Source organism: Vibrio sp. 1CM7H (assembly GCF_023161645.1).
Taxonomy (GTDB): domain Bacteria; phylum Pseudomonadota; class Gammaproteobacteria; order Enterobacterales; family Vibrionaceae; genus Vibrio; species Vibrio diabolicus.
Genome location: NZ_JALNTV010000001.1, coordinates 581,539 through 606,859, shown reverse-complemented (window position 1 = coordinate 606,859; position 25,321 = coordinate 581,539). Strand labels below are relative to the sequence as shown.

Annotated in this window: 24 protein-coding genes; 7 read left to right on the top strand and 17 right to left on the bottom strand. The window is 43.1% G+C overall.

Annotated elements, in window-relative coordinates:
- The first annotated feature begins 738 nt into the window (after positions 1–738).
- On the top strand, positions 739–984 hold the full coding sequence (locus MSG33_RS02630; protein ID WP_005397186.1) for a YgjV family protein: 246 nt from the start codon (positions 739–741) through the stop codon (positions 982–984).
- A 98-nt stretch (positions 985–1,082) separates the two neighbouring features.
- Here the strand turns inward: MSG33_RS02630 and MSG33_RS02625 are convergent, their stop codons facing one another.
- On the bottom strand, positions 1,083–1,364 hold the full coding sequence (locus tag MSG33_RS02625; protein ID WP_046875989.1) for a DUF2218 domain-containing protein: 282 nt from the start codon (positions 1,362–1,364) through the stop codon (positions 1,083–1,085).
- Between the two features lie 42 nt (positions 1,365–1,406).
- Positions 1,407–3,413 (bottom strand): TonB-dependent siderophore receptor, encoded by a 2,007-nt coding sequence (locus MSG33_RS02620; protein ID WP_248379746.1) that lies wholly within the window; start codon positions 3,411–3,413, stop codon positions 1,407–1,409.
- 116 nt (positions 3,414–3,529) lie between these two features.
- Here MSG33_RS02620 and MSG33_RS02615 point away from each other — a divergent pair, with 116 nt between their 5' ends.
- Positions 3,530–4,498 (top strand): AraC family transcriptional regulator, encoded by a 969-nt coding sequence (locus MSG33_RS02615; protein ID WP_248379744.1) that lies wholly within the window; start codon positions 3,530–3,532, stop codon positions 4,496–4,498.
- Positions 4,499–4,585: 87 nt separating this feature from the next.
- Complete coding sequence (gene cueR / locus MSG33_RS02610) at positions 4,586–4,972, top strand: Cu(I)-responsive transcriptional regulator (RefSeq protein WP_248379742.1); 387 nt, start codon at positions 4,586–4,588, stop codon at positions 4,970–4,972.
- Between the two features lie 54 nt (positions 4,973–5,026).
- Here the strand turns inward: cueR and vctC are convergent, their stop codons facing one another.
- The 13 genes from vctC to rbsD form a co-directional block, all read right to left on the bottom strand.
- Entirely contained in the window at positions 5,027–5,782 is a 756-nt protein-coding gene (vctC, locus tag MSG33_RS02605) for an iron chelate ABC transporter ATP-binding protein VctC (RefSeq protein WP_005397181.1), read from the bottom strand.
- A 2-nt stretch (positions 5,783–5,784) separates the two neighbouring features.
- A complete protein-coding gene (gene vctG, locus MSG33_RS02600; RefSeq protein ID WP_248379740.1) occupies positions 5,785–6,735 on the bottom strand; it encodes an iron chelate uptake ABC transporter family permease subunit in 951 nt (316 codons plus the stop codon).
- Entirely contained in the window at positions 6,728–7,663 is a 936-nt protein-coding gene (gene vctD / locus MSG33_RS02595; protein WP_041853077.1) for an iron chelate uptake ABC transporter permease subunit VctD, read from the bottom strand. The genes vctG and vctD overlap by 8 nt, the downstream gene beginning before the upstream one ends.
- Before the next feature lie 22 nt (positions 7,664–7,685).
- Entirely contained in the window at positions 7,686–8,594 is a 909-nt protein-coding gene (locus MSG33_RS02590) for a siderophore ABC transporter substrate-binding protein (RefSeq protein ID WP_134645591.1), read from the bottom strand.
- A 163-nt stretch (positions 8,595–8,757) separates the two neighbouring features.
- Positions 8,758–9,438 carry a Crp/Fnr family transcriptional regulator gene (locus tag MSG33_RS02585; RefSeq protein WP_006741007.1) on the bottom strand — a complete coding sequence of 227 codons (681 nt, stop codon included), beginning with the start codon at positions 9,436–9,438 and terminating at the stop codon, positions 8,758–8,760.
- Positions 9,439–9,570: 132 nt separating this feature from the next.
- A complete protein-coding gene (locus tag MSG33_RS02580; protein WP_248379738.1) occupies positions 9,571–10,302 on the bottom strand; it encodes a nucleoside phosphorylase in 732 nt (243 codons plus the stop codon).
- Positions 10,303–10,312: 10 nt separating this feature from the next.
- Positions 10,313–11,044 carry a nicotinamide riboside transporter PnuC gene (pnuC, locus tag MSG33_RS02575; RefSeq protein WP_005397168.1) on the bottom strand — a complete coding sequence of 244 codons (732 nt, stop codon included), beginning with the start codon at positions 11,042–11,044 and terminating at the stop codon, positions 10,313–10,315.
- Positions 11,045–11,544: 500 nt separating this feature from the next.
- Positions 11,545–12,567 (bottom strand): substrate-binding domain-containing protein, encoded by a 1,023-nt coding sequence (locus MSG33_RS02570; RefSeq protein WP_006741009.1) that lies wholly within the window; start codon positions 12,565–12,567, stop codon positions 11,545–11,547.
- 33 nt (positions 12,568–12,600) lie between these two features.
- Positions 12,601–13,518, bottom strand: coding sequence for a ribokinase (gene rbsK / locus MSG33_RS02565; protein WP_248379736.1), 918 nt, complete (start codon positions 13,516–13,518; stop codon positions 12,601–12,603).
- 225 nt (positions 13,519–13,743) lie between these two features.
- Entirely contained in the window at positions 13,744–14,622 is an 879-nt protein-coding gene (gene rbsB, locus MSG33_RS02560; protein ID WP_005397160.1) for a ribose ABC transporter substrate-binding protein RbsB, read from the bottom strand.
- Positions 14,623–14,699: 77 nt separating this feature from the next.
- On the bottom strand, positions 14,700–15,683 hold the full coding sequence (rbsC, locus tag MSG33_RS02555; RefSeq protein WP_006741011.1) for a ribose ABC transporter permease: 984 nt from the start codon (positions 15,681–15,683) through the stop codon (positions 14,700–14,702).
- Positions 15,680–17,185: a ribose ABC transporter ATP-binding protein RbsA gene (gene rbsA / locus MSG33_RS02550; protein ID WP_225461035.1), complete on the bottom strand. Its 1,506-nt coding sequence runs from the start codon at positions 17,183–17,185 to the stop codon at positions 15,680–15,682. Before rbsA ends, rbsC begins: the two co-directional genes overlap by 4 nt.
- A gap of 23 nt (positions 17,186–17,208) precedes the next feature.
- Complete coding sequence (gene rbsD, locus MSG33_RS02545) at positions 17,209–17,628, bottom strand: D-ribose pyranase (RefSeq protein WP_248379734.1); 420 nt, start codon at positions 17,626–17,628, stop codon at positions 17,209–17,211.
- Positions 17,629–18,100: 472 nt separating this feature from the next.
- Here rbsD and MSG33_RS02540 point away from each other — a divergent pair, with 472 nt between their 5' ends.
- The 4 genes from MSG33_RS02540 (at position 18,101) to MSG33_RS02525 (ending at position 23,157) form a co-directional block, all read left to right on the top strand.
- On the top strand, positions 18,101–20,467 hold the full coding sequence (locus tag MSG33_RS02540) for an EAL domain-containing protein (RefSeq protein ID WP_248379732.1): 2,367 nt from the start codon (positions 18,101–18,103) through the stop codon (positions 20,465–20,467).
- Between the two features lie 844 nt (positions 20,468–21,311).
- Positions 21,312–21,953 carry a murein L,D-transpeptidase catalytic domain family protein gene (locus tag MSG33_RS02535; RefSeq protein ID WP_006741014.1) on the top strand — a complete coding sequence of 214 codons (642 nt, stop codon included), beginning with the start codon at positions 21,312–21,314 and terminating at the stop codon, positions 21,951–21,953.
- Between the two features lie 335 nt (positions 21,954–22,288).
- A complete protein-coding gene (locus MSG33_RS02530) occupies positions 22,289–22,747 on the top strand; it encodes a hypothetical protein (RefSeq protein WP_248380543.1) in 459 nt (152 codons plus the stop codon).
- Positions 22,748–22,833: 86 nt separating this feature from the next.
- On the top strand, positions 22,834–23,157 hold the full coding sequence (locus MSG33_RS02525; protein WP_182032857.1) for a hypothetical protein: 324 nt from the start codon (positions 22,834–22,836) through the stop codon (positions 23,155–23,157).
- Between the two features lie 125 nt (positions 23,158–23,282).
- Here the strand turns inward: MSG33_RS02525 and MSG33_RS02520 are convergent, their stop codons facing one another.
- Complete coding sequence (locus tag MSG33_RS02520) at positions 23,283–23,963, bottom strand: DedA family protein (RefSeq protein ID WP_152814192.1); 681 nt, start codon at positions 23,961–23,963, stop codon at positions 23,283–23,285.
- A gap of 575 nt (positions 23,964–24,538) precedes the next feature.
- Positions 24,539–25,057 carry a DUF4136 domain-containing protein gene (locus MSG33_RS02515; RefSeq protein WP_248379730.1) on the bottom strand — a complete coding sequence of 173 codons (519 nt, stop codon included), beginning with the start codon at positions 25,055–25,057 and terminating at the stop codon, positions 24,539–24,541.
- Between the last annotated feature and the right edge of the window lie 264 nt (positions 25,058–25,321).

Here is a 25,321-nt window from a genome sequence, read left to right as displayed (position 1 = left end):
ATAAATGGCGCACTAATGAGCAAAGTAAGTAAAACTTACTAGTAGTCACAGAAATGTGACACATGTCCTAACACCGCAATATCGATTAATTATATGAAATTGATGTCTTATTCCGTATAAGTGTAGTCGTTTTAAAAAAGAAGATAGATGAAACGCTCAGCTAAACGCCAAACTACCGGTTGCAATTAATAATGGAAGAAAAGCAATAAGAATGTTGTATACACCTGAACGTGATGACAACTTAATCAATAATGGTGACGAGAAAAACGTGACGATTAAATATTGAATGACATAAATCGTTGGACAAAATATAACCATGAAAATGTGGCTCACAATATGAATTCCCGAGCACCACGAATTCGGCTTTGTCCTGATATACAGTAAAAAAAATACGAGCAAGCTAATAAGAAAATACATAAACATCACACTTGAAAATAATTATCATTTTCAATCATATGTAAATATTCCCCCACTTTCAATGATGTGAGAGCTATTAATACCATCGTTATTATCAATCAACACAATAAGTAAAATTATCAGTAATTCCCGTCCTAAACGTTTGCGTAATCGCTAACCTTCTCTTAACCTTGATTTGAGGCTTTTATCACGGTTTTTCCATTGATATAGTGCGTCCATACAACAAAAAAAGACCATTCGAGGCATGGAGCTTCCTCATTAATCTCAAGATGAGAAGAATTGGTACCGACAAAATTCGGCAGATTTTAAGAGGGTCAAAAAATGGACATGAATATGGTTGAGATTTTAGGTTATGCAGCTTCAATCATGGTCGCAATTTCGCTAACTATGAAAGATATTGTTAAGCTTCGTATCCTTAACTTTATTGGTTGTGCGCTATTTACTGCTTACGGACTAATGATTGATTCTTGGCCTGTAGTATTAACTAACGGCTTTATTGCTTGCGTTAATATCTACTTCCTAGCAAAAATGCAACAGGAAAAAAAAAGCCTAGAATCTAGAGCCTAAAAAGCAATAGCATTCGAACAATAAAAGCCCGCGAATGATAAGAGCGCGGGCTTTTTGCTTTTAATGCGCTCTCATTTTCTGCACATTCATCAATAGCTCTAGCGAACCCAGTTAAGTGCTAATGTTTCTCGACGAGAGAACATGTCTACATGCGATGAGATTATCGCCTTCACTGTGCTCAGTTTCTCTTCGGAATCCGCCTCACAAATAATGGTCAAGCTAGACTCGCAAAGAGCAAACTCCGCTTTTCCCGTCGGAAATGTCACCAAACCGCTGTTTTCATTCCAAGTAGCAGGAACCTTTCGTCCAAAATGCCGACAAAGTGTCACTAAGTATTTGTCAGCGTGTTCGCTATCTATTCGGGTGCTTTCTTTAATCATGAATTTACTCGTGTTTTGAAGCGCCCCCTCTCGGGAGCCCTATTAGAATTGATAAGCAGCAGAAAGTTTGAAGTTGCGACCCGGCTCGTAGTCATCAAGCGTGAAGCCACGTGCAGTACCCGAACGAGACGCATGAGAGCTGTACAACTCGTCAAATACATTATCAATACCAAAGGTCACCGACAGTCCATCAATATCAGACGGCACCCATTGAGCATATAGATTATGTACATCATAACTTGCTTTCTTTGGCTGACTATCAAAGACGTTGTCTTCCTCTAGAACAAACATTGAGTTCCACCCGAAGATCGTTTCTAAAGCGTCTGACTGGTAATCCAAAGTTAGAGCAATACTATCACCCATATCAATGCTACGCCCATTACCCCCAGCAACAGGGCCACCAGTATTCTTGTTTTTGGTGTCCGACTTAGAGTAAGAAAGTTTGCTGTTAAACTTGTCGTAGCCATAAGAAGCACTTGCCTCAAAGCCTTTAATCTCGACATCACCTAAGTTGTAAATCAGGTAAGTTTGAGGCGCGTTTTGGTACTGGTCTGCAATGTAATCATCAATTTCCGTTTGGAATGCCGTAATATTCGCTCCAAAGAAATGCTTATCAGAGGTTTTATCAAAACGGACACCACCCTGTGTGTTCAACCCCGTTTCTGGCTTTAGTCCATCCTCTAAAAATGCAACGTCTTGGTAGGCAATAAAGGTTTCCATCAGCTCAGGGCCTTTGAATAGAGAGCGTGCGCTCGCAAACAGCGTCCAATCCTGAGTGACTGCCCATTCTGCCGCTAGGGCCCAGGTCACATCATCATAGTTACTCGTCCCCGTTTCAGCTTCACGTTTGTAATCATCAAAACGCATACCTGCGGTAACAAAGAAAGCATCAGAGAAGAAGAACTGGTCTTCTACAAACAGTGCGGTTGAAATGGCCGATTCATCCATGAACTTACGGCTACCGTAGTAACTTGAAGATGTCTTATCCATGTAGTCGAAACCATAGGTGATTAGATTATCAAACTCACCTAACATAACATCCGACTGGAACTTACCATTCAAACCAAAGTTTTGGTTTTTAGCGGTGTTCTTCGATAAACGGTTCGAAGGCCAGCGAGGAGCCATAACGCTCTCATCCCGTTTAATTTCCGTCTCGGTATTATAAAGTGTGACGTTACCTTGATGTTGTTCGCCTCGCAGCTCGTAACTCAAGGTAACGGTATCTCGGTCATAATCCGTAGGAATAAGTAACGTGCTCGATAAGCCATTGTTCGCACTACCCGACATATCAGGACGCGGACTGTAATCACCACTGTCTCGGTACATGTCATAAGAGAGCTCAAAACGATGGATGTCGTTTAGTTCATACCCCAACTTAGCCAGAATGTTGTAAACATCACCCGCAGCGCCATAGGTTTTGTTGCCGTCACCATCTTCAAAGTCATCGCGCGTAACGTAATGGCCATAAACCATCGCATCAATGTTTTCGGACAAAAGCCCGTACAGTGTCAACGAGCCTTGTTGGTTGTCGTTGGATGCATAACCGCCATAAACACGAGCGCCAAACGTTTCATCGTAACGAAGTAAATCGCGAGCGTCTTTCGTTTCAAAATAAACCGAGCCGCCTAAGCCATTTTGAGTCACAGAGTTATTACCTACCTGGATATCGGCAGATTTGAGAATGTCAGGGTTTAGCGTCAAGTTACCAATGTGATGGAACATGCTCGCATGCTGAGAAGCACCATCAAGACGAATGTCCAAATCGGTTTCGCTCAAACCACGAATGGTAATACGTTGATTCACAGAGTGTGTTCCACCAACATCAACACCGGGAATATCGCGCAGTAAATCAGACATATGATCCGCTTGCTTCAGTGACATGTCGTCCGCAAACATCGACTCAGTATTGCTAGAAACTTTTGTTCCCCATACAACGACTTCTTCAAAATGTGACTCGGTATCTTGAGCTAAAACAGGGTTTGATAGCGCCATTCCCACTGCAAGGCAAAGGCTTGAAAGCTTGATAGATGAACAAGCAGGGCTTTCCATAACTTCATTCCTAAATATTAATGATAATAATTCTCAGGTATAATAAGCATGAGTTTTATAAATACAAAGGCGATTTGATTATGCGAAATCGCACAAGTGTTATGAGGAAGTGTCAAATGCAGGAAGTCACACCAAAACGAACTAGAATTGCCAAGATTGCTTTAACCCAAAAACTGGAAGCCACAGAAAAGCAGTGGATCGTCACGCAAGGTCAACCTTGTCAAACTCAACTGGCAGAAGGCAAATTCCTATCATATCAGTACAATGATCAAATCTTTGTTCATGGTGGACGTTGCCTAGAGCTTGTTGATTCACATATTGTTTCTACTGCACACGCCTCACTGTTGGTCACTATTCTTTTAGAAGGTAAGCTCTCGTTTGGCTATGACGATTTGCAATTTGATTTAGACGCAAGCGACGGCCCTAAAGGTGTCGTGGTGAACCTACTCAAACCTGCAAACTTTCGTCGTTCACTGCTCAAAGATAACCTCATTAATAAGATCAACATATTGGTTAAGCCCCAGTGGCTAGAGGCTCGCCTTGACCAAACCTGTCGTCATCGGTCCTTTTTTAACTCTCATCAGGCGTTTCATTCTCTAGAGCTTAACCAGGCGTTATGCGAACTGGCTGAAACGCTGACAAGCCGAGAAACACCACAAGAATTCCAAGATAAGTTGGAAGTGGAAAGCTTGATCTATCAAATTTTGCATCAAGCGACTGAGCAAATCCCCAAGAATTTCAGTGCGAATAAAAATAGCCTTGAACGGCACACAGATGGTCGAATAGAGGATATTGTTAGCTATATAGAAACTCACCTTGAGCAAGAACTAGGCTTAGAGAAGTTGGCAAGCGTGTTTTCAATGAGCGTTTCAAACCTGCAGCGCCGATTTAAGCAATCACTGAATATGACCGTAAATGGTTATATTCGCTTTCGGCGCCTTGAGATTGCGAGGCAACACTTGGAACGTGGCCTAGTGACGATCACGGAAGCTGCTTATGAAGCCGGATACCACCACCCTTCCAACTTCACCTGCGCTTTCAAAAAGGTATTTGGTGTACCACCGCATGAAGTGATAAAAGAGTAAAGAGGCCCCAGGTAACTGACTGTTATTTAGGAGTGTCTTATCCACAACATCGGTATATACTCGCCTTAAACGTTATGGAGGTTAAACATGAATATTGGTGCTGTCGCAAAGCTTACTGGGCTTTCATCTAAGTCGATTCGATTGTATGAAGACAAAGGGATCATATCTCCACCAGTGCGCAGCGACTCTGGCTATCGAGAATATTCAGATAATCATATTCAAGAGCTTAACTTAGTATCACGCGCAAAAAACGCAGGCTTTTCACTGCAAGAATGCAAAGAGTTAGTGCAACTTGCCCATAATCCCAACCGAAAAAGCAGCGAAGTAAAAGCAAGAACCATGGATAAGCTGAGAGAGGTTGAAGAAAAAATCGCGCACCTTATGGAGATCAAAACGCAACTTGAAGGTTGGGTTTCTTCTTGTCCGGGAGACGCTGAAAGCCGATGCCCAATCATAGACGAGCTCACCAAGTAAACTCGCCTATCTATCCTCATTGAGGAATCGCTTTCATTAAGCCCTGAGGTTGGATTAATGGTAAGTACACATGCGCTTGCCGTTTAATTCGATAATATTAAACGGCGTTTCGTAGATATCCTCTAGCGTAGACGCCTGAATCACCTCCTCCACCGCACCACTTGCCACAACTTTGCCTTGCTTAAGCGCCAATATGACATCCGAGTAGCACGCTGCGAAATTAATATCATGAATTACCACCACCATGGCTTTGTTCATGTCATGAGCTAACCGCTGCACGACTTTCATGATCTGAAGAGAGTGTTTGATATCTAGATTGTTAAGTGGTTCATCAAGAAAAACGTAGTCTGTATCTTGTGCAATCACCATGGCAATAAACGCAAGCTGTCGCTGACCACCACTTAATTCATCCAAATATTTGTCTTGTATACCTTGTAAATCTAGATAGTCGATCGCTTGTTCAATCACCGCATGATCTTCTTTGGTCAGATTTCCTTTGGAGTATGGGAAACGGCCAAAAGAGACCAACTCCTTCACGGTAAATCGCATGGTAATAGAGTTGGCTTGACGAAGTACCGCCAGCTTTTTCGCTAACTCTTTAGTGTCCCATTCCGCAATTTCCTTACAATCAATGATAACACTACCACCATCCCGCTCCGTTAAGCGCGAAGCCATAGATAACAGCGTGCTCTTTCCCGCGCCATTCGGGCCAATAATGGACGTCACTTTGCCCTTTTCAAACTGAGTATTGGCCTCATCAACCACTTTATTTGAACCGAAGGCCTTCGTTAATTTGTCTATCACTATCATATTTATACAACTTTGTTTTTCAGTAGTAGGTATAAGAAATACGCACCACCAATAAAGTTAATAACGACACTCAACGTCGTCTCAAAACTGAACACGTTCTCGATAATCCATTGCCCAGCCAGTAACGAGCTGATGGAGAGAAACGAACAACCAACCAATAGCGTTTTGTGTTGGTAACTTCGGAACATTTCTCGGCTTAAGTTGGTCACCAGCAAACCAAAGAACATGATTGGTCCCACTAGAGCCGTAGAAATAGCAATCAGAACCGCCGAGATAATGAATACATTTCGCGTCACCTTAGGTACGTCGACGCCCAAACTTTTCGCATTGTCTTGGTCGAGCCAAAACACATCTAAAGTGCGATGCATACTAAATAGCAACCAACATGCAAACATCAAAGCTGGTGCACTAAAGTAAACCAAATTCACTTTGACATTATTAAAGCTGGCGTAAAGTTTCGATTGAACGATTGCAAACGTATTTGGGTCCATCAGCAAAGAGAAAAATGACGCCGCATTGGAAAATAGCTGACCAAAGATCAAGCCGACCAATAGCAACGTAATCAAGTTCTTGCTTCCTTTAGAAAAGTAAAAACCAAACAACAATAATGAAAACGACACCATTATAATTACGGCAATCGTGAAATTGACGTACAAGTTAAGAACTAAAGTACTCAAACCACCAAAAATCAGCACGATCAAAATTTGCGTCAACACATACAACGCATCAAACCCCATGATACTTGGCGTTAAAATTCGGTTGTGCGTAATGGTTTGAAATACAAGTGAAGACTGAGCAATAGCCACACCCGCTAGCACTATCGCCAATACTTTAGGAACTCTACGAGATAAAAAATACTGGTAGTTGTCAGCCGTTAGCCCAATACCAATAAACAAACATGCGAAAAGTACCGCAATGCCGCCTAACAGTAGGATTTTCGTTGAATCACGCATGTTGTTTACCTCGCAACAACATCGCGATGAATACCACGCCACCCAATATGCTGATCACGATAGAGATTGGCATTTCATGAGGGAAGATAATCAAACGACTCACCAAGTCGCAACACAGCACTAAAGTCGCCCCATACATGGCCGTAAGCGGAATGTTCTTTTTGAGGTTATCACCATAAAAGTGACTCACGAGGTTCGGCACAATCAGACCAAGGAATGGCAGCTGCCCCACAATCATCACAACACTTGCCGACATGATGGACACCAACAGCACGCCAATCGTCACAACCTGCTGATAATTTAACCCCAAGTTAACCGCGAAATCTTTTCCGATACCCACGGCTGAAATCCTTGCGGCAAAAAGATAGCTGAGAATAGCCATTGGTACCGCGATGTACAGCAGTTCAAAATCACCACGCAAGATGTTGGCGAAGTTTGCGACTGTCCAAGCATTCAGACTTTGAAGTGCATCGTATTTGTAAGCGATAAACGTGGTCATGGATTGGATGACATTGCCGAAAATAATTCCGACAAGTGGCACAAAGACCACACTCTTAAATTGAATGCGTTGAATAAAGAAAATAAATGCTAGCGTCCCGAACACCGAGATACCAAAGACAAGCCATAGGTGGTTGTCGTTTCCAAAGAAAACCACGCTCAGTACGTAGCCCAGCATGGCGCATTCGATCGTACCGGTTGTAGAAGGTGCAGCAAATCGGTTCTGGCTGATTTGCTGCATAATAAGGCCTGCAATACTTAAGCCTGCACCAGCAAGCAGTATGGCGAATAAACGTGGTATACGGCTGGTAAAGAAAAGCTCTAACGCTTTCTCATCACCCGAAAATAACTGTTGGGGCGTCATGTTTGCCACCCCAACAAATAACGAAACCGTGCTTAAAACCACAAGGGTTAGCAATAACTTTTTCAAAGTTAACCTCTGCTATCTTGGATTACAGTTCAACGGTTTGCTTGATCTCACTGACCATTTTTTCTGTTGCAGTCACACCAGACATCGACAAGTACCACGCGTCCACATCTAAATAAGTGATTTTGTGATTCTTATATGCGGCGGTTGCTTTGACTAAGTCGTTATCCATGGACTTACGAATATCGTTATCTGGCGTGCCTTTCAGCGAATTGCGGTCAACTACGAGTATATTTTTCGGGTTAGCTTCACGAATAAATTCATAAGAAATAACATCTCCGTGAGTGCCAGTTTTCACGTGTTCAACCGTTTCCAAGAAACCGAAATCGTTATAAATCACACCAAATCGTGATTGAGCACCAAACGCACTGATGTTGTCACCCATGCTTAAAATCGTTAACGCATCATTGTTATTTGATTGGTTGTAGTCACGGATTGCTTTGAATTGAGCATCTAGCGCTTCAATTTTCTGCTCTACTTTTTCTTCGATATCGAAGATTTTACCAATATTGCGCCACTGTGCTTGCGTACCTTCCCAGTAACCTTGATTCTCTTTCGCAGCAAAAACGACCGTAGGAGCAATTTCACTCAGCTCTTCATATTTCGCAGACGCTCGCGGACCAACCAATATCAAATCCGGTTTTTGCATGTAAATGGTTTCAAAGTCAGGTTCAAACAAACTACCCGCAGAGGTGTAGTTATCTTTGCTGTATTTTGAAAGGTAGCTAGGCAGATTAGAAGAGTTAGAGACTGCAACAGGATCGATACCAAAGTTGTCCAGCGCATCTAGCGGACCAAAGCCAATCACAACCACGCGCTCTGGTGATTGCTCTAGCTCGGTTTGCCCCATGTAATGGTCAATCACAACCTTAGCAGCGAAAGAAGGAGAAACAGTAAATAGCGACAGCATAGCCGCACCGACGAATTTTTTCATTTTGTTAAGCCTTAATGAGATCTATTATCATGCGCGTTCGCAATATAACGTTACTCTTTACTGCATTCAACAAAATTTAAGGTACTTTACATTAGTTACGCTTATTCGAGCTCCAACTATATCAAAGACTTATAAAAACCATTCATTGCAATATCTAGGTGTATCATTCATGCGCTTCGATAAATGCTTTGAGTGCAAGCTCATCAATAATCTCCAACCCGTTTTCCGTTTTTGCAATCAATCCCTTTTCAATCAAATCTTTAACTGCACGTCGATAAACACGACCAGAAGTACCAAATCGCTCAGCTTCTTGATTCACTTTGTCAAAGCCACCGAGCAATGTGTTGGTTTGATTACGGACGAAAAGATCATACGCAATATTATAAGTAATGGGATGCAATAACCGATTGGTATAGATATCCATAGAATCTTGATAATCTTCGGCCAACGCTGAAGCAAAGAACACCATCATTTCTGGATGCTTTTGTAGCGCTTCAGTTAGTTTTTGGATGCAGATGACATCAACCTGCATGTGCTCGTCTGCAATCACGTTCCATTGGCAAGGAGTCTGAGTGAAGTACTCCATTTCACCATAGATATGGTAGTCGCAGTTTGCCTCTCCTAATTGAAAGCGTCGCCCATTCGCGGCCAATATGCTCATTGAAACTCGACCTACCGGCACAACATATAAGTACTGAAGTTGCTCACCTTGACGGAGAATTTCTTCCCCAGCATCAAAGTAACGCGTACTAATTTGACACTGATAGATCATCTCACGAAAGGCAACGCTCTTTTTTTCAAGGTATGTTTTGAAGCGGCCAGTTGGATACGGGCTGATTTTCATTCTCTGCTCTCTCAGAAAAGTTACTGATAACTATCTCAGGTGGATTGTACCCCGTAACACCAAATAAAAAAGCGACAGTGGCCTGTCGCTTTACATTCATTGATTTATAAGAGTTACTGAAGTTAGTACGGACTATCTCTGAGCAATCAGCGCTTCTAACGCCGTCGTTGCAGCAAGCTTCTCACCTTGCATCATTACTTTCGCTTCATCAACGTACTGACTAACCCCTTCTTTCACATCTTGTTGGTACAGAACGACGTTATTTAAGATCGAAGCCACATGAAGACCACGTAATCGGCCAACGGCAAACAAAGCTGAGGTTTCCATATCGGCACCTAAGACGCCCTTCTTGTTCCAGTATTGGCATATCGCATCTTCGTCATCGGTATAGAAACTGTCGTGAGAACGTACCACACCGAAATGATAACGCGCCTCTTGCACCGACAGGTAACGCTCAACTTCCTTTAATAAGGAAAAACTTGCGTACGCCGGATAAGCCGAATCCACATACGCTTTGGATCCGCCTTCATCTCTTACCGCACCTTCGGCAATGATTAGCGCGCCAAGCTGAATGCCTGATTGCATCGCACCTGCCGATCCAACACGTACTACATGAGTTACGCCGCACTGTTTTAGCTCTTCAACTGCGATGATCATCGATGGGGCGCCGATGCCTGTGCTGCATACTGAAACAGGCTGGTCCTTGTATTTGCCAGTAAAAACACGGTACTCGCGATTTTCCGAGATCATTTCTGCATCATCCAATAATGCGGCAATACGATTAGCTCGGTCTGGCTCACCACATACAATGACGAGAGGAGCGACTTGTGTTTCATCAACACCAATATGAGGTTGTTTCGCCATTATTCGTTCCTTAAGCTGCAGCTTGAGCTAAGGTTTTATCGCCATTGCGCTTGGCGCTACGGGCCCATTCACGCGTACCATTGGCAGCAATGAACATCAAAATCGCATACTGAACAGACATCGCATAAACACCCTGTGTCGCGTAGATGCCAACACTGATGATGTTAATCACAACCCAAAGAATCCAGTTTTCCACATATTTACGTGTCATCAGAATTTGTGCAACAACAGAAAGTACTGTCATGGTTGCATCCCAAAACGGGAACGCATCAGGTTCAAGTACCGGATCAGCCAAACCTGCACCAAAGAGATTCAAGCTATCAACAGCAATGTTTGCTAATGCAAAGAAAAAAGGGTCGATGTAGATGGTTAACAACGCGATAGACACAACGCTAATAGAAGCAGTGGCGATGAGTTTCTGTTTGTTTAACCAGCGTACTTCCAGCGTTTCACCTTCCGCGTTTGGACGAGTCCACGCATACCAACCGTAAATGTTCGCACAGAAGAAAAACAGTTGAAGAAGTAATAATCCGTATAACTGAATTTGGAAAAAGATAACGGCAAAAAGAGTGACATTCAGCAAACCGAATAAGTAGTTGATGGTTTTTTCTTGGCTAGCAAACCAAATGCAAAGCAATCCAAAAACCGTACCGAAAGCTTCGATCCAACTCATTGCGTAACCGCCGCCAATTGGAATGTTAACCAGGGTGTTGTTTATATCGAGTAAGGCAAGTAGGTCCATGTCGATGTCCTTTATTATTTTGTTTGGGAATATGCCTATATTAGGGCGTGACACCTAACAAAAAGGAGGACATTTGTCCCCCTCTTGATGCACTCGATCATAATTCAGTTCAATATTTGCTTGAAAGCAATAAATGACTCAATTGAACCGCTTGGAAATTAACACGCCTAAGAATCCAAACCTAAATAGCGCTTTTTGAATGCGGAAGCTGATGCAAATAAAGCTGACGCCAAAAGTGTAATAACAAACCCAATTGCGTACTCGAATGCTTCATTCACCAAGAGCTGATAACAGCTCACAAAAAAAATCAGTATGACCGCAATAACATTAACTCGGTGAAACCAAGGATGCTTTACGGAGAACTTAGCGTAACCTTTTGATAACATTTAACTAATCCGCCAGACAACAATTAATATTTTTATTTATAATCAATGGTGATAGTAAGGCTTTATAGTATAAAGAGAAACGACTTTTTTGATTTTTTAGCTCAACATCACAGGTCATCTAGTGCTGCTTGACTTTAATATCTTGACACTTTTTCGTTCAACTAAGGTAGGTTCTAATTGCACGACTTGCGCTTCTGTTGATTTATCATCCAATTTTCGGACAAGCGTTTCCACGGCAGCTTGCCCAAGACGGTATTTAGGCTGGTGAATTGTGGTGAGTGATGGCGACATGAACTTCGCGATATGTATGTCATCGTAACCGATGATTGAAATCTGTTCCGGGACTTTAATATTGAGCTCATTTGCGGCGTTAATCACACCCATCGCCATCATATCATTGGAAACGAAAATCGAGCTGGGTAAGGTGCCTCGCTGCGCCATTTTCATAAATGCTTGGTATCCGCCTTCACATTCGAAGTCCGATTCAATGATCCAGTTGGCATTAAATTCCAAGCCAGCTTCGTTCATCGCACGTTTGTAACCTTCGTATCGCATTTGCGCTTGGTGTTTAATCAAAGGGCCGGTGATACATCCTATTTCTGTGTGGCCGCAATCAATCAGGTATTTCGCCGCTAGGTAACCGCCACGAAGCGAGTTATCTTGAATTTTGTCGCTCGTAAACAGCATCGGCCCCCAATCCATCACCACGACAGGGATATCAGGATAACGCTCAAATACATCGATACGCTCCCCTTCTAGCGAGGAGCACATCAAGATCAAACCATCGACACGCTTTTGCAAAAGCGTATTAATGGATTGGCGCATACGTTCGTTATCACCTTCGGTATTGCATAAAATGAGGCTGTAGCCTTTTTGGTAGCAGCTGCGTTCGACGCCTTTTACGACTTCGCCAAAGAATGGGTTGGTTGAGGTTGTCACTAGCATACCAATGGTTTTGGTACGATTGACTTTGAGGCTACGCGCCAAAGCTGATGGCGCATAGTAGTTGAGTTCTTTTGCGGCATTATTGACGCGTTCGGAGATCTCTTCACTCACAAAACGCGTCTTGTTAATAACATGGCTCACTGTTGAAGTGGAAACCCCTGCCAGTTTTGCGATGTCTTTCATCGTCGCCATGTTATTACTCCTAATTAATGAGGCGTTTAAGCCCTATTGTGCAGCGAGAAACGCGTCCACCTCTTCGCGAGTTGGGATCGACGTCTGCGCGCCAAAGCGGGTCACAGAAATTGCAGCCGCCGCATGTGCAAACTTAATTGCTGATTCTAAAGGTAAATCCTCTAACAGGCCAGTGACTAATGCCCCATTAAACGTATCACCTGCCGCGGTGGTATCGGTCGCGTCAACACGGAACCCCGGGATGAGCTCACCTCTACCATTTTGACTTAACCAAACACCCTTCGCACCGAGAGTGATCATGACAATTTCGATACCTTTGCTATGAAGCACATTCGCCGCTTCTTGCGCGCTGTCATTATCCGTTACCGTTACCCCCGTCAACACTTCAGCTTCGGTTTCATTTGGTGTAATGACATCAATACAAGCAAGCAGTTCGTCTGACAGTTCACGAGCAGGGGCAGGGTTTAAAATGACGTTAGTTTTTGCATTTTTCGCCACTCGCGCGGCTTTCTCTATGCCGCACATCGGCGTTTCCAATTGCATCAGCAGGTAATCCGCTTGGCGAATGCGATCTAAATCTGGCTCAATCGCTTCTGCTGTCAATTTGGCATTCGCTTCTGCTGAAATACAAATGCTGTTTTCACCACTATCCGACACTTGAATCATCGCAATGCCAGTTGGGCAGTTTGGTTGCATCTTCACACCAGTGATGTCGATGCCGTCCATATTGAAGTTTTCACGAATATTGATGCCGAACGAGTCATCGCCTACACAAGCAATAAAGCCAATATCAGCCTTGAGTCGAGCTGCAGCAACAGCTTGGTTGGCACCTTTGCCACCTGGGATAACTTGATAGTTGCGACCATGTAGCGTTTCGCCAGGGCGAGGGAAAGAAGGCACTTGAAGAACATGGTCAGCGTTTACACTACCTAACACCACTAACTTATTCATACGGTTATCCTCGGTTCTGAATGAACCCTTTTTTTGAAAAACTATTTTGGAAAATACATTAGATGACTTTAACTTCTCTTCTTAGCGAAGGAGTCACGATAAAAAGCCAAAGGCATCTATACCCTGCATTTTTAAGTCACTTGGGTATGTTTGCCCTCTCCTCCTAAACGACAGATATAAACGGAAGAGAGAGCAAAAATTAGGACGCTTTATTGAACGTCAAACTTATTTAGTCACTACTTTTAGTGGCACCGGAATGTATTCTTCTACTTTTTCACCTTTCAAGACTTTGTCAGCCGTTTCAACACCTAAAGCACCGATAAGATCTGGTTGCTGTGCGATGGTTGCTGCTAGCTTGCCACGGTTAACTGCGGCAATGCCGTCTTCCGTACCATCAAAACCAACGATAACGACGTCTTTGCCAGAAGCTTGAACGGCGCGAAGTGCACCTAGCGCCATTTCATCATTCTGTGCGAACACTGCTTGTACATCAGGGTTAGCCGCGAGTAGGTTTTCCATCACGTTTAGGCCTTTAGTACGGTCAAAGTCTGCTGGCTGGCTGGCAAGAAGATCCATATCGCTGCCCTTCACGGCATTCATGAAACCTTCACCACGCTCGCGCGCCGCCGATGTGCCCGCAATGCCTTCAAGCTGAATTACTTTTGCTTTTTCGCCAACTTTTTCCATGATGTAGTGGCCTGCCATTTCACCACCGATCACGTTGTCGGACGCGATGTGACTCACGACTTCACCACGGCTTGCGCCACGGTCTAGTGTCAATACAGGGATCTTAGAACGGTTCGCCATACGAATCGCATTAGACACAGCATCAGAATCCGTTGGGTTGATAAGAATTGCTTTTACACCGCGAATACTTAAATCCTCGATGTTCGACAGTTCTTTGCTCGGGTCATTTTGCGAGTCCAGTACAATTAAGTCGTACCCCAATTCTTTCGCTTTAGCTTCCGCACCGTCTTTCATCGTTACGAAGAACGGGTTGTTTAGCGTCGAAACCACAATCGCCATCGTATCTTGGGCTTGTGCCGCTACTGATACAGTGGAAGAAAGAAGTGCAGCAGAGATAAGAGTTGCAAGTTTTTTCATCGTTCTAGTCCTTTGTGTAGGGTGAGCCAGCACACGCCCACTGGCTCGGTTTGTATTCAGGATTTAATGGTTATGGATTATTTGTTTTTGTTGTCTACCAGTACTGCGAGCAAGATAACCACTGCTTTGGCAATCATTTGGTAGTATGAGGAAACATCAAGTAGGTTAAGAGCATTGTTCAAGAAACCGATGATCAGCGCACCAATCAAGGTACCCATGATACGGCCTTTACCGCCCATCAAGCTGGTACCGCCAAGAACAACCGCTGCGATAGCGTCTAGCTCGTAGCCCATACCCGCTGTTGGCTGCGCCGAAGACAGACGAGAAGTCACGATGATGCCTGCAAGCGCTGCCAGCATACCGCAGATTGCGTATACACCAATCTTCACTCGGTCTACATTGATACCAGATAGACGAGTCGCTGATTCGTTGCCACCTAGTGCGTAAACGTAGCGACCAAAGCGAGTGTGGTTAAGTAAGTACCAAGCCGCTGCGAACACAACCACCATTAACCAAACAGGTACTGGAATACCTAGCGCGTAGCCGGTACCAAACCATGCAAACGCATCAGCTGTGTCAGTAAAACCTGTCGAGATTGGACGACCTTCGGTGTACACCATAGTCACACCGCGTAGTAACGTCATGGTAACCAGCGTAGCGATAAAGGCCTGTACTTTGCCCTTCGCAATGATGATGCCGCTAATTGCACCTAACGCTGCACCTGCGACTAAAGCGGTCGGAACCGCCACCAGCACCGGGACTTCAAGCGCAATCATGCTTGCCGCAAAGGCACCGCATAACGCCAGTACGGAACCAACACTCAAGTCGATGCCTGCGGTTAAAATAACCAGTGTCATACCTACCGCGATAATGGCATTCACTGAGGTTTGACGAAGAATGTTGAGAATGTTGTCGACCGTAAAGAAGTTCGGGTTCAAAAATGACACAACAACAATCAAAAAAATCAGTGCTATCAGTGATTTTTGCTCAATCAACCACTCTTTTGTGAACAACTTCTTGTTGCTAGCTTCGGTTGGTTTGCTCATGGTATTAGTACTCATGCTGCTTCCTCATTGATCTTTTTGCCTACGGCACAGGCGAGTAATTTTTCTTGATCGGCGTCTTTCGCATCGAATTCGCCAGTAATACGACCTTCATGCATAACCAGAATGCGGTCACTCATACCGAGCACTTCTGGCATCTCGGAAGACACCAAGATGATGCTCATGCCTTCGGCTTTGAACTTGTTGATGAGTTGATAAATTTCTTTTTTCGCACCGACATCGACGCCACGTGTTGGCTCATCGAGAATCAGAACTTTAGGTTTGGTCATTAACCCTTTCGCGATCGCCACTTTTTGCTGGTTACCGCCGGATAAGTTACCAATGATTTGGTCGCGCGTAGGGGTTTTGATATTAAATAACTTGATAAAATCTTCCACGGCAATCACTTCATCGCTATGTTGGATTTGGAAGCCTTTAGTCAACTGATTGAGAGAACAAAGTGACATATTCTCCTTAACCGAGAGACCCAACACCAAGCCATCGCCTTTGCGATCTTCTGAGATATAAGCGATGCCATTTGCTAAGCCATCTTGTGGGCTAACCGGATTAATGGTTTTGTTATCGAGGTTGATAACACCATGCTCACTTGGCAACGCGCCGTAAATCACTTTCATCAGTTCGGTACGGCCTGCCCCCATCAAACCAGAAATACCCAAAATCTCACCGCGTTTCAGTGTGAAGCTCACATCGTGAACGCCAGATCCAGTCAGGCCAATCACTTCAAGGCAAGTTTCGCCATGTCGCACATCAATACGTGGGTATTGCTCTTCTAATTTTCGGCCAACCATCATTTCAATTAGGCCATCTTCATCAGTGTCGGACACCTTGCATTCACCGATAAATTTACCGTCACGAAGCACGGTAATGTCGTCACAGATTTCAAAGATTTCTTTAAGACGGTGTGAGATGTAAACGATGCCGCAGCCCTGCTCTCGAAGTTCGTTGATCACTTTAAATAGTGACTCCGTCTCGGTATCAGTCAGCGCGTCAGTTGGCTCATCCATAATGATGACTTTCGATTCAAACGAAAGCGCTTTCGCGATCTCCACCATTTGCTGTTCACCTAAGCTCAAATCACCAAGCAACGTTTTCGATGAGTGCTTTACGTTAAGGCGTTGAAGCAACTTGTCTGCTTCTTCATACATCTTGCCCCACTGAATACGCCCCATCGTGCCGGTAAATTCACGACCTAGATAGATGTTTTCAGCAATCGTTAGTTCAGGGATCAAGTTCAATTCTTGGTGAATGATGCTGATGCCCGCTTCCTGTGAGTCACGCGGCCCTTTAAACGCGGCAGGTTGACCTTGATATTGGATGCTACCCGCATCCATGTGATAGATGCCAGTCAGCACCTTCATCAATGTTGACTTGCCTGCTCCATTTTCTCCCATGAGCGCCATGACACGGCCTGGGTAAACATTCAGGCTCGCTTTGTCCAGTGCTTTTACGCCCGGGAACGCTTTCTCAATGTCGCTCAGTTGTAGAATGGCTTGAGTCATAATCTGTCCTCAATATCTCTGGCTTAAAAAACCACGCCCGCTTGAAAGATAACGTTCGCGTATGGCGAGCATTCGCCAGTTCGAACGACAGCGCGGCTTTGTGCCGTGCGTGCTTTAAATGTTTCATGTGACACGTAGCTGATCTCGATAGATTTACCCGTTTCTTCGCTCTCTTTGCTCAGTTCGTTAAGCAATGCTTGATGCAAAACAGGGCTTACATCAGAAAACTCTTCCGCAATGATGACCCCTTCGATTTGCGACTCAGATAGAATCACGCGAACAGTATCAAGAAAACTTGGTACGCCATGCGTTAGCGCCAAATCAATTCTCTGTACATGCTCAGGGATTGGCAGGCCAGCGTCACATATCGTGATCTCATCAGTGTGGCCTAGCGTCGCCACCAAGTAAGAAATATCTGAGTTAATTAGGGTACTTTTTTTCATCTCATCGACCTTTCGGTTACACGTTCATACAACCATGAGCGCCTGTTTTAAAGTGTTTTCGTTATTAACAGAAAACTCATCGAAACGTTTCGATGAAATAATAATTCGTTGTGGTAATTTGACCAGAGTGAGATCGATAAGGTGTGAGAATGATCCGTAATTAGCGGGTCATCGAATAGTAAAAAGGTACATGAGTCACACTTTGCCATCGAAACGTTTCGATGGCTGATTTAATCGACACTTGAAGTGAGGTTTTTAAAGACAGTTGAAAAAGAGGTACGTCCCATTACTGAGAAACACTCTAGTTAATGAGATGGAAACCTTACACATCATCACAGTTCTTGGATGGTTGTCTGATTTTGGAGAACGCTCACCTTACAATCTGGTTACAATTTGCAAAACACATCATCCGTTCAGTACCTTATATGGTATGCGACGTTTGTAGGGACACAAACGGAAACTAAAAGCCATAATGAAGTTAAGCAATCGAGTCATCTTGCTTGTCGCGCCAGTGATCTTATTAAGCGCGCTGGTATCAAGTTATATTATTTACAGCATTCAAAAAGTAACGCTCATCAAGCGAGAAGACAGCTATATCCAATTGCAAATGGAAAAGCTCGCAGGGCAGTTCCGACAAGCCAACATATTCCTCAATAGTTATGCATACACATTAAGCAAAAGTGATGTATTGCAAGACTACTTGGTGAATCATAGCAATCCGTATCGTGAGCGCGTGTTATTTAACCGACTCGATGAAACCGCAGATGTGTTAAGCCATGGCTATACAGGCGATGCAAGCATGGCGATTCTCGACGGGAAACAAAACCTTCTTTATTACACAGAAAATAAATACTACGAATCTTCAGGTGTAGTCGACCCTAAGGTATTGGATTACATCTCGCGAAGCTTTAGTACGAGAGAAGCGTTTAACCATACTGGCTTTATTTACAATTCCAGCGGGCAAAGTATTCTTCTGCAATACGAACTGATCGACAAACGAACAGGGACACAACCTCTAAGTTTTGATCCGCAAAATGTCTTTTTCGTGGTGGTATCGGTATCGCTCGAAGCCTTCAATGAGATCAAGCACGAAATCGAGTTCGACACGCATAGCGTGATAACTTTTGCCGACAAGCCTATTTATCTCGATATTCCTCTCGCTCAGACGATTGAACTATTGCCACACTTTTATGCGGTACTCTCCCCCGCTGAATATTTGATGTGGAATAAAGTCGATAAAGTGTGGCTAGAACTGGCCCTTTCCTTTGGTGTGGCGGCGTTTTGCACCATCACCTTAATTGTTTTGGTTTTGTATCGTTATGTATTACACCCCGTTTCTCGCCTCGATAAACAGCTACAAGAGCTGGAAACAAATCAACGCGGCAACATTGAAAAGCTAGAAACAAACGATGAAATAGGACGCTTATCCTCACGCTTTTTTGATATGTATGAAGAGCTCAACGTCATATATAAGAAGACAAAACGCCTGGCTGAAACGGATCACCTAACGCAACTCGCTAATCGCCATCGTTTCCATGAACTTGCAACTCGTGAACTCGTCTCCCCTTCGCAGCATTTGTGGGTCATTTATGTCGATCTCGATAACTTTAAGTACGTTAATGACAAATACGGGCATGAACTGGGAGACAACTTATTAAAGGTGTTTTCATCACACATCAAAAATGTCTGTCAAAAATTCTCGCACGACTACGATAGTCCCTGTTTTGCAGCAAGATTGTCTGGTGACGAATTTGCTATTTTATTGAGCTCAAATCAGGATGCACAACGCCTACCTGACTTGCTGGCCTCAGAGTTGCTAAAACCGATTAGCAATCTCAGTCCATCTTGGAGTAATTCATTCCCCGTGACTGCGAGCGTAGGTATCGCTCAGTACCCTCAAGACGGTACAGACGTCGCGAAATTACTCTCCAGTGCCGATGCGGCAATGTATCAAGCCAAACGAGCCGGGAAAAACCAGTACGCTTATTACTCAGCAGCTCTCAATGTTGAGTCTCAAAGACGCAGTCAGCTTGAGCGAGCGCTCAGAAAAAGCAACGTAGAAGAAGAGTTCCATCTCGTTTTTCAACCCTATATGAATAATCGGGACAACGAGATTGAAGGACTAGAGGTATTATTGCGCTGGGAAGCGGAAGGCATTGGTCCCGTGCCTCCGAAAGAGTTTATCCCAATCGCGGAACAGGCGGGCTTATTTGATAAAATTGATCGCTGGGTTTTCGCCAACGCTACAGCGGAATATCACCAATTAAGAAATATTTTTGGCAAAGACATTGTCCTTTCGATCAACCTCTCTTCAGCAGAACTTAACTCCATCGAAATGGCGAATTATATTCATGACCAAGCAAGCAAAAACGGTGTGAAGCCAGAATGTATTGAGTTAGAAATAACAGAAACCTTTGCCACAGAACAACAAGGTACAGCATTACTTGATGAGCTGTCGAAGCGTGGCTATCGTCTCGCCATTGATGACTTTGGCTCTGGCTATACATCGCTGACTCAACTTGTCCAATATCCAGTTCAAAAGATCAAGTTTGACCGAGAGTTCCTCGTTACATTGATGAAAACCAACAACGGTCATGTGATCAAACCCATCATCGACCTATGCCACGCTCAAAATAAAACGGTCACCGCAGAAGGTATTGAGCACAATGTGATGCATGAATGGTTATCGTCCTACCGCTGTGACTATATGCAAGGCTATTTATTTGGTAAGCCAATGAGTAAGGAACAACTGAATTTGTGGTGGCAATCCGCAAATGACGATAGCCGCTTCGATGGTTCCATAGTTGGTTCAATTACTGTTCAAGGGACATCTTATTAAAGATTAAGTACAGAAGCCATGTATGTGGCTGCTGTACTTATATAATATAGAAACAAGACTTTACCCCTAGTTTCAATAATATAAGCAACCACATAAGTTCGTACGTTAATTTTTGGCATTATTATTTTTCGATGAAAGCTCTCAGTTATTTAAATATTTAATCAAAACGATAGAATTAATTCCTGGTAAGTTTAGTTCAGACTTTTATGTATTTAATTGAAAACATAAGGAAATAAGTAAAAGCTGACAAAACTTACTTTTGTACTGCTAATCACTGGCTTAGATGATTCGTGTAGAAGCTCATTTGTCGGCTCCACTTAGACTTAGCTTTATCACTTGTGAACAGGAAATGCCCTTCTTCTCGGTATTTCTCTACCTTTCTTATCCATCTTGTTGTTTACCCACTCACTTAAAATGCACTAACACACATAACGAGTTGACGTTACGATTTGTTACGAGTCAAATCACAAATCTAAACGCAGGCTGAATAGACGCACAAAAGACAAACACATTGAAATAAAAAGAGTTTCTAATCTAGAAAAAATAAAACGTCGTTTTTATAAATTCGCCATCTCACAAATATCCTTAAACACAGTTTTATTAATTACGCATATCAGATATTATTTATGCCGAAGTTTATCGAAACAATCGATTAACTTCATAATTTATTTGAGTTTCAAACAGTTAGTTTTTAACTTGAAAACTTATCGTTAACCCAATATTAAGTACCTAAGCGTACAATAAGAAACATTGGGAATAGAATTATATTGATGTGCATGTTGTTTTAACGAATGCATGAAGCAATCGGTAAATTTGTAACACCATAGAGTTTTATTTAGCCAAGATGAAAAAGTTAATTTTATTATTTATATGGACATTTCTGTCTGCCTCTCCTTTTGCCTTTGCAAAACAAGCAGATAACGAAGTCAAAAGTCACATACCACAGAATCAAATTGAACAAGTGTTCAAACAAGCAAAGTTAGATGGCGTAGTAGACTTTAAATTGTTTCGTGACGCTTACATCGCGTACCAAAAAACACCTGATAGAAAGAAATCAGTACTAACCATCATCGACTATAGTAAACCATCGACTGAAAAACGCTTTTATGTGGTTGATTTAGATAAAAAGAAGCTTATCTACAATACTTATGTTTCTCACGGTGTGAACAGTGGAAAGAAAACAGCGACGCAGTTTTCAAACGTGGTGAACTCGCGTAAAACATCGCTGGGTACGTTTTTGACTGACACCACCTACTACGGATCAAATGGTTATTCACTTCGATTAGATGGTCTAAGCTCAGGGTTGAACGATAAAGCTCGCGAGCGTTATATCGTTGTGCACGGTGCCGACTATGCTAACCCTTCTTTTATCAAGAAGAATGGTTACCTTGGGCGCAGTTGGGGTTGCCCTGCACTGCCAAAGAAGTTGTCTCGTGAGATCATTGACACCATAAAAGGCGGCAGTGTTATTTACGCAAGCGCATAACCGGGGGCAACTCATGTGGGGAAGAATGCTCTATTTCTTCCCCAACAAATAATCGGATTGGCTCAAGCTTCCTTTTATCAAGACTCTCTTTACCTGTTTATCCAGTTTTCGCTTGCTTCAACGCTAAAATTATTTAGGTATTAGCTTATACCCAAATAACATCAGAAAACTCTGTTCATCCCTCTTCCATCTCGTTAGTATACGCTGAGTTGGTCAGACACCGATTTTCATTGTTATCATAGTGTCACTAAGATTCCGTAGTCATAGTATAGTGATAGTCTATGACGTTATATGTTTAGGGTTACTTCTTGCGTTATCTACACCGTATATTATTGATGCTTTCATTGTCCCTATTTTCAGGGTTCATCGCTGCCTCATATGCGCATACGTATCACCACACTAAACATTACACCTCTGAACGCTTGCTTAAACTTGCGCAACAAGACGATTTTGAACTAGCACATAGCGAATTCCATACATTTGCCTCTCCAAGTTCTTGGGGCTCAGAAGGTTATTATCTGCACATAAAGCGCGAGTTGTTAGCGCTGGTTTCCTGCCGCCGAACATCCACCACTGATGGTGTTTTATCATCTGATTTTACTCCTGATTATTTTTTACTTGTTGCTTTCTCTTCCCCACCACTATTGGAATTGGCGAAACAAGCATCTCGCTTACCTCTTGATGGTTATGGCGGGCTGATGAGTAAACGCTCTCTCTATCGACTCTCAGGAAGAAAAGAAGCCAATTTGATGTACGTCTTTACTCATGGTCGCAACGCCTTCCCTGTTGTTTAACTTTTTATGACATACAGAGAACACGGAAATGTAACGATGACAACCAATACGCTCATTGTTACTAGAACCAATTTGAGGTCCATATAATGACAAAATTCGCTACGACTATCGCACTAGCATTACTATTTGCAACGGGCTCTGCCTTCGCTAACACAGAAGCAAAGCCAGAAGAAATGAGCAATGAGACTCTGCTAGAGTGTGCCAACGTTTCTAATGCACGTATTGCGATTCCAGAACACAGAGCGATGTTCAGGCACTACCTAATGTCTGAAAGAAACTACAGTTTTAGTCAGTTATCTTCTGCTGAGCTTGAATTTAAAGCAGCAGATAAGAATGAATCCGAAGTAGAAACTATCTACAAATCTCAGTGTAAAGAGGTTGGCGAGTACCTATATAGCATTGGCTATTAAATTCGAAACCCTAACGACACTAAAAAAGAAAGGCGCATACATTGCGCCTTTCTTTTTACTGATAAAAACCAGCCGATTAGATGTCTAATCTATATACAAGCTTAAAAGTGCAAATCAAAGTAAACTTACTGGGAGAACTCTGACACATCCTTGGATTTACAGAACGCTCGACGTGCTTTAACAAACAAGAAACTAAGCACTCCCATCGCAAGAGTAATCATTGGAGCCGCCATTAATAGCATTGTGATCGCTTTGCTTATATTCTCTGGTAGCAAAGGAAGCAATAAACCAAAACCGCATAATATCAGCGTCCATAAAATCGCACTCAGCCACGCAAAGTAATGGAATTTACTAATACGTTTCACTCGCAACCCCATCATTAATGGCAATAGGGAACGAACAACCGGAATAAACCGCGCACAAAAAAGCGCAATCAATCCATGTTTACTTAGTAATGCGTCGACCTGTTCCAAACGCTTTTGAGGAACCGCGCTCACCCAACCTTGAACCTTAGGTAAGCGATTTAGCCACTTGCCTTGTAAGTAAGCCGCCCAACTTCCCAACCCCGCACTAACAGCTATCACCAACATGATCATTATTGGATCAAGGACACCAACCGCCGCCAGCGTACCGGATAATACGACGACACTGTCGCATGGGAATGGCGCAGCAGGAATAAAACCACTTTCCAAAAAGATAAGCGCAGCAACAACAAAATAAACCAATCCTGCACCGCCTGGCGCCATTAACGCCGTGAAATCTTGATGCCAAAAGGCACTCAAGACCTGAATTATCGAATCAAACATAAACCGCTCCTAAGCATAACTAACCAAAAATTGTAAAAACATGGAATGTGTTAGCGAGCATGTATAAAGCGGTATATTAGATTCGATTCTTTCCTCGCACCGATTCTGTATTTAGAATGAGTAAAAATACTTTCAACACAACGACCTAAAGCCTCATTGCCGATGCGTTTTAGCAGCCCCATCGAGTGAATTGCCGAACGATGTGTCCACAAAACTACAGCAAGCGTTTCAAACCATTCGAGTTCTACATCGTCGTTCGAGCTCGTTTCCTTAGAATGGCTAACCCTCAATATATTCCGGCTGTTTAAACTCGGATAGTCTTGCTGTATTGGAGAGGCAGGGTGTTCTGAAAAGTGCTTCGACTTAGCGTCAACAGCAATATTCTGGTTATGAAATGAAAGAAAATTTGGGTATGAGTGCGCCATACTCATGCTCGGAGCCAACAAGCAGAAAAGTAGTCCGAGTAAAGCAATCAGAGTCGTACGCACAAAGGTAACCAAAACCAAAATAATAAGTTCTTTTAACCCTGTGCGTAACGATTGGCAATTAGTATTCTTAATCGTTAAGAATACTAATTATTTTTTACCGTAAGGGTAGTTTTCAAACATTTTCGCAATTTCTTCTTCAATCAGAGACTCTCTTTTCTCAGAGCTCATAGACTCAGATAGTTTCCTGCTTGAAACACCTTTCCACACAACCTGATTAGCCTTTGCATCAACAAGCTCTACCACCAGTTTGCCATACTTACGTTCTTTGTATCTTTCCGGGCTTGAAGTGATCACGCCAAAGCTATTCCAACCATAACCGAAACTCACCGAAGACCCAGAAGAGACAAGCTCGGACTCTTCGACGATATCATGATGAACGTAAAGGTCCCCACCACTATTCACTTTAATTAAGCCCTTGTCTTCAAGCTGTTCAGCCAATCCTTGTTCAATACGTCGACCATCAATACTCGTAGGGGCTTCTGCTTGGGCACCGAAATCAAACGTTCTGTAAGCTGAAAAATCGGCTTGCTTATCAACATCCGTCGTTACGGTTGTACAAGCAGACACGAGCATCATCACCGTCCCTAATATCAAACCTTTCCACATGTTAAATCTCCTTTGGTTAAGCTGACTGTTTCAGCGGAATTACGCTAGTGCTATACATACGCTTCAGCAGTAAAAAGTAATCATTTCAATATCTAGTCTTGATCATGAAACGTGACTGTTCAATAAACGCAATTAACCTTTACACTGACAATCTTGAATATCATCAATACCTAAACGCTAGTAGACAGTGTGTTTGCCCCTAATTAGCAGCCATCGATTTTAGAAGCGGAATCTCTGACCCTCCTGAAAAACAGAGACAATGAA

Excerpts from the sequence above, each read along its gene's own strand:
- rbsK (WP_248379736.1), bottom strand. The coding sequence starts at position 13,518 with ATGAATAAGTTAGTGGTGTTAGGTAGTGTAAACGCTGACCATGTTCTT.
- MSG33_RS02515 (WP_248379730.1), bottom strand. The coding sequence starts at position 25,057 with ATGTGGAAAGGTTTGATATTAGGGACGGTGATGATGCTCGTGTCTGCT.
- MSG33_RS02530 (WP_248380543.1), top strand. The coding sequence starts at position 22,289 with ATGCTTTCATTGTCCCTATTTTCAGGGTTCATCGCTGCCTCATATGCG.
- MSG33_RS02620 (WP_248379746.1), bottom strand. The coding sequence starts at position 3,413 with ATGGAAAGCCCTGCTTGTTCATCTATCAAGCTTTCAAGCCTTTGCCTT.
- vctG (WP_248379740.1), bottom strand. The coding sequence starts at position 6,735 with ATGCGTGATTCAACGAAAATCCTACTGTTAGGCGGCATTGCGGTACTT.
- rbsA (WP_225461035.1), bottom strand. The coding sequence starts at position 17,185 with ATGACTCAAGCCATTCTACAACTGAGCGACATTGAGAAAGCGTTCCCG.
- cueR (WP_248379742.1), top strand. The coding sequence starts at position 4,586 with ATGAATATTGGTGCTGTCGCAAAGCTTACTGGGCTTTCATCTAAGTCG.
- pnuC (WP_005397168.1), bottom strand. The coding sequence starts at position 11,044 with ATGGACCTACTTGCCTTACTCGATATAAACAACACCCTGGTTAACATT.
- vctC (WP_005397181.1), bottom strand. The coding sequence starts at position 5,782 with ATGATAGTGATAGACAAATTAACGAAGGCCTTCGGTTCAAATAAAGTG.
- rbsD (WP_248379734.1), bottom strand. The coding sequence starts at position 17,628 with ATGAAAAAAAGTACCCTAATTAACTCAGATATTTCTTACTTGGTGGCG.
- rbsC (WP_006741011.1), bottom strand. The coding sequence starts at position 15,683 with ATGAGTACTAATACCATGAGCAAACCAACCGAAGCTAGCAACAAGAAG.
- MSG33_RS02630 (WP_005397186.1), top strand. The coding sequence starts at position 739 with ATGGACATGAATATGGTTGAGATTTTAGGTTATGCAGCTTCAATCATG.
- MSG33_RS02625 (WP_046875989.1), bottom strand. The coding sequence starts at position 1,364 with ATGATTAAAGAAAGCACCCGAATAGATAGCGAACACGCTGACAAATAC.
- MSG33_RS02540 (WP_248379732.1), top strand. The coding sequence starts at position 18,101 with ATGAAGTTAAGCAATCGAGTCATCTTGCTTGTCGCGCCAGTGATCTTA.
- rbsB (WP_005397160.1), bottom strand. The coding sequence starts at position 14,622 with ATGAAAAAACTTGCAACTCTTATCTCTGCTGCACTTCTTTCTTCCACT.
- MSG33_RS02525 (WP_182032857.1), top strand. The coding sequence starts at position 22,834 with ATGACAAAATTCGCTACGACTATCGCACTAGCATTACTATTTGCAACG.
- MSG33_RS02535 (WP_006741014.1), top strand. The coding sequence starts at position 21,312 with ATGAAAAAGTTAATTTTATTATTTATATGGACATTTCTGTCTGCCTCT.
- MSG33_RS02580 (WP_248379738.1), bottom strand. The coding sequence starts at position 10,302 with ATGGCGAAACAACCTCATATTGGTGTTGATGAAACACAAGTCGCTCCT.
- MSG33_RS02585 (WP_006741007.1), bottom strand. The coding sequence starts at position 9,438 with ATGAAAATCAGCCCGTATCCAACTGGCCGCTTCAAAACATACCTTGAA.
- MSG33_RS02615 (WP_248379744.1), top strand. The coding sequence starts at position 3,530 with ATGCAGGAAGTCACACCAAAACGAACTAGAATTGCCAAGATTGCTTTA.
- MSG33_RS02570 (WP_006741009.1), bottom strand. The coding sequence starts at position 12,567 with ATGGCGACGATGAAAGACATCGCAAAACTGGCAGGGGTTTCCACTTCA.
- MSG33_RS02590 (WP_134645591.1), bottom strand. The coding sequence starts at position 8,594 with ATGAAAAAATTCGTCGGTGCGGCTATGCTGTCGCTATTTACTGTTTCT.
- MSG33_RS02520 (WP_152814192.1), bottom strand. The coding sequence starts at position 23,963 with ATGTTTGATTCGATAATTCAGGTCTTGAGTGCCTTTTGGCATCAAGAT.